General features: G+C 70.0%; 4 protein-coding genes. 3 read left to right on the top strand and 1 reads right to left on the bottom strand.

The window, feature by feature from the left end; all coding sequences use genetic code 11:
- Window positions 1–107: 107 nt before the first annotated feature.
- The gene (locus ACYVE9_RS17745) at window positions 108–1,541 is read right to left on the bottom strand and encodes a gamma-aminobutyraldehyde dehydrogenase (RefSeq protein WP_461028857.1); all 1,434 of its coding nucleotides are present in this window, start codon (window positions 1,539–1,541) and stop codon (window positions 108–110) included.
- Between the two features lie 168 nt (window positions 1,542–1,709).
- Between ACYVE9_RS17745 and ACYVE9_RS17740 the strand changes: the two genes are divergently transcribed.
- The 3 genes from ACYVE9_RS17740 to ACYVE9_RS17730 all read left to right on the top strand — a co-directional run.
- Window positions 1,710–2,198, top strand: a complete 489-nt coding sequence (locus ACYVE9_RS17740) for an Lrp/AsnC family transcriptional regulator (RefSeq protein WP_461028856.1) — start codon at window positions 1,710–1,712, stop codon at window positions 2,196–2,198.
- Window positions 2,199–2,200: 2 nt separating this feature from the next.
- On the top strand, window positions 2,201–3,565 hold the full coding sequence (locus ACYVE9_RS17735) for an aspartate aminotransferase family protein (protein ID WP_461028855.1): 1,365 nt from the start codon (window positions 2,201–2,203) through the stop codon (window positions 3,563–3,565).
- A gap of 238 nt (window positions 3,566–3,803) precedes the next feature.
- Window positions 3,804–4,158, top strand: a 355-nt coding sequence (locus ACYVE9_RS17730) for an ATP-binding cassette domain-containing protein (RefSeq protein WP_461028854.1), incomplete at its 3' end; no start/stop codon positions are given.

Raw genomic sequence — 4,158 nt, 5'->3', positions numbered from 1 at the left:
CACGCACGACCGCCCCGCGACACTGCCGCGTCGCGGGGCGGTCGTCCGCGCCGGCCGTCCGGGTCAGGCGTGGGGACCGGCGGTCCGGCGGGGGCGGGAGGTGCGGTTCAGAGCGCCGTCATGACGTGCTTGACGCGGGTGTAGTCCTCGAAGCCGTAGGCCGAGAGGTCCTTGCCGTAGCCGGACTTCTTGAACCCGCCGTGCGGCATCTCGGCGACCAGCGGGATGTGCGTGTTGATCCAGACGCAGCCGAAGTCGAGGTCCTTGGAGAGCCGCATGGCGCGGGCGTGGTCCTTCGTCCACACCGAGGACGCCAGCGCGTACTCGACGCCGTTGGCCCACTCGACGGCCTGCTGCTCGTCGCTGAACCGCTGCACGGTGATGACCGGCCCGAAGACCTCGTTCTGGACGATCTCGTCGGTCTGCCTCAGGCCGGAGACCACGGTCGGCGCGAAGAAGTAGCCGCGCTCACCGACCCGCTCGCCGCCCGTCTCGACCTTGGCGTGCGCCGGCAGCCGGGAGATGAAGCCTTCGACCTTCTCCAGGTGCACCGCGTTGTTCAGCGGTCCGTAGAAGCAGTCCTCGTCGGAGAGGTCGCCCGTCTTCACCTCGGCCGCGGCCTTGGCGAGCGCGGCGACGAACTCGTCGTGCACGTCCTCGTGCACCAGCACCCGGGTGGCGGCGGTGCAGTCCTGGCCGGCGTTGAAGAAGCCGGCGTCCCGGATACCCTCAACGGTGGAGGCCAGGTCGGTGTCGTCGAAGACCAGGACGGGCGCCTTGCCGCCCAGCTCCAGGTGGACCCGCTTGACGTCCTTGGCGGCACTGGCGGCCACCTCGATGCCGGCCCGCACCGAACCGGTGATGGACGCCATCGCCGGCGTGTCGTGCTCGACCATCAGCCGTCCGGTGTCCCGGTCGCCGCAGACGACGTTGAAGACGCCCTTCGGCAGGACCTCACCCATCACCTCGGCCATGAACACCGCGGAGGCGGGTGTGGTGTCCGACGGCTTGAGCACGACGGTGTTGCCCGCGGCGAGCGCCGGAGCGAACTTCCACACCGCCATCATCATGGGGTAGTTCCACGGCGCGACCTGCGCGCAGACCCCCACCGGCTCCCGCCGCACGAAGGACGTCAGGCCCTCCATGTACTCCCCGGCCGACTTTCCCTCCAGCATGCGGGCGGCACCGGCGAAGAAGCGGATCTGGTCGAGCATCATCGGCAGCTCCTCCTGCCGGGTCAGCTCCAGCGGCTTGCCGGTGTTCTCGCACTCGATCGCCAGCAGCTCGTCGGCCCGAGCCTCCAGGGCATCGGCGATCTTCAGTACGGCCAGCTGCCGGGTGCCGGGGGTGGCGTCCCGCCAGGCGGGGAACCAGGCAGGGGCGGCGGCCAGGGCGGCGTCGACGTCCGCGGGGCCGGACAGCGCCGCCAGGGCGTACGCCTCGCCGGTCGCCGGATCGACCACCTCCGTGGTCCGCCCGTCCTCGGCGTCCCGGAACTCGCCGTCGATGTAGTTGCGCAGCCGACGCAGCTCGGTGGTCACTTCGCGCCCTCCTGCCGTTGTCCAATGGGTGAGACATCCACCTTAACCGTCGCACGCACGTATTCAACAGGGCCGCCCGCCGTCAACGACGGAATCAGTGCTTCAGTAGCGCTAATACGACGGATTGCATCGCACAAGGGTTGCGTGACGGCGGAGTCCTCATGCAAAGTGAGCGACGTGGCTCGTGACTCCAAGAAAGCTAACGGCAACTCGTCGATCGACGCCGTCTCCCTGGCGATCATCGAACAACTCCAGGAGGACGGGCGCCGTCCGTACGCCGCGATCGGCAAGGCCGTCGGCCTGTCCGAGGCGGCCGTGCGGCAGCGCGTGCAGAAGCTGCTCGACCAGGGCGCGATGCAGATCGTGGCCGTGACCGACCCGCTCACCGTCGGCTTCCTGCGGCAGGCGATGGTCGGCATCAACGTCGAGGGTGACGTGGAGCCGGTCGCCGAGGCGCTCGCCCACCTCGAGGAGGTCGACTACGTCGTCGTCACCGCGGGGTCCTTCGACCTCATCGTGGAGATCGTGTGCGAGGACGACGAGCACCTCCTCGAGATGATCAACAAGCGGATCAGGACGCTCGCCGGCGTCCGCTCCACCGAGAGCTTCGTCTACCTCAAGCTGCGCAAGCAGACCTACACCTGGGGAACCCGATAACCGTGACAAGCAGCGACCCCTCCCGCACCGCGTACGACCACCTGTGGATGCATTTCACGCGCATGTCGTCGTACGAGAACGCCCCCGTGCCGACCATCGTGCGCGGCGAGGGCACCTACATCTTCGACGACAAGGGCAAGCGCTACCTGGACGGCCTGGCCGGCCTCTTCGTCGTGCAGGCCGGCCACGGCCGGGCCGAGCTGGCCGAGGCCGCCGCCCGGCAGGCGCGGGAGCTGGCGTTCTTCCCCATCTGGTCGTACGCGCACCCCAGGGCGATCGAGCTGGCCGAGCGACTGGCCCACCACGCCCCCGGCGACCTCAACAAGGTCTTCTTCACCACCGGCGGCGGCGAGGCCGTCGAGACCGCCTGGAAGCTGGCGAAGCAGTACCACAAGCTGACCGGCAACCACGGCAAGTACAAGGTGATCTCACGAGCGGTGGCCTACCACGGCACCCCGCACGGCGCGCTTTCCATCACCGGCCTGCCCGCGCTGAAGGCACCGTTCGAACCGCTCGTGCCCGGCGCGCACAAGGTGCCCAACACCAACATCTACCGGTCGCCGGTCCACGGCGACGACCCGGACGCGTTCGGCCGCTGGGCCGCCGACCAGATCGAGCAGGAGATCCTCTTCGAGGGCCCCGAGACGGTCGCCGCCGTCTTCCTGGAGCCGGTGCAGAACGCCGGCGGCTGCTTCCCGCCGCCGCCCGGCTACTTCCAGCGGGTGCGCGAGATCTGCGACCGGCACAACGTGCTGCTCGTCTCCGACGAGGTCATCTGCGCCTTCGGCCGGCTGGGCACCGTCTTCGCCTGCGACAAGTTCGGCTACGTGCCCGACGTCATCACCTGTGCCAAGGGCATGACGTCCGGCTACTCGCCGATCGGCGCCGCGATCATCTCCGACCGCGTCGCCGAGCCCTTCTACCAGGGCGGCAACACCTTCCCGCACGGCTACACCTTCGGCGGCCACCCGGTCTCCGCGGCCGTCGCGATGGCCAACCTGGACATCTTCGACCGCGAGAAGCTCAACCAGCACGTGCTCGACCACGAGGCCGCGTTCCGCGGCACGTTGGAGAAGCTCCACGACCTGCCGATAGTCGGCGACGTCCGCGGCGACGGCTTCTTCTACGGCATCGAGCTGGTGAAGGACAAGGCCACCAAGGAGACGTTCAACGACGAGGAGACCGAGCGTGTCCTCTACGGCTTCCTCTCCAAGTCGCTGTTCGAGAACGGCCTGTACTGCCGCGCCGACGACCGGGGCGATCCCGTCGTGCAGCTCGCGCCGCCGCTGATCGCCGACCAGGGCACCTTCGACGAGATCGAGCAGATCCTGCGCGGCGTGCTCACCGAGGCCTACACCAAGCTCTGAGCCTCCCCGGCGCCACCGGGCCGTGGCGGGCACCCGACGCCACGGCCCCCCCCCACCACCGGCCGCATCACCCACCCACCCGCCGACAGGTGCCCGGCCGGCTCACCCGGCCGGCGCAATCTGCGGGCCGTACACGCCCGGCTCCCCGGCCCCGAGCGGCCCGCTGCGTACGGTGCAGGGGACGACAGCCCCGGGTGCCCCGCCACTTGGCCGGGGCGTGAGCCGGAGGTGAGCGCAGGTGTCGGCCGAGGTGGCTCCACCCGAGAACGACGTGCTGGTGGCACGCGAACTGCACTACTCCCATGGCGATTCGCCCGCCCTGGTCGGCGTCTCGCTGGACCTGCGGGTCGGGGAGATCATCGAGGTCACCGGCCCCCGCGGATCCGGCAAGAGCACGCTGCTCGGCTGCCTGTCCGGGCGTCTCCTCCCGAACAGCGGCGAGGTGCGCTTCGACGGCGTCCCGCTGCACACCCTGCCGCCCGGCGCCCGCGACCGGCTGCGCCGGGAACGCTTCGGGTGGGTCGGCAGCACCCCCGGCCTGCTGCCCGAACTGACCGCCTGGGAGAACGCCGCGCTGCCGCTGCTGCTCGCCG

It is taken from the genome of Streptomyces sparsus, assembly GCF_054776295.1.
Note: the sequence above shows the minus strand (reverse complement) of the source record. Positions and strands in the feature narration are given on the sequence as shown.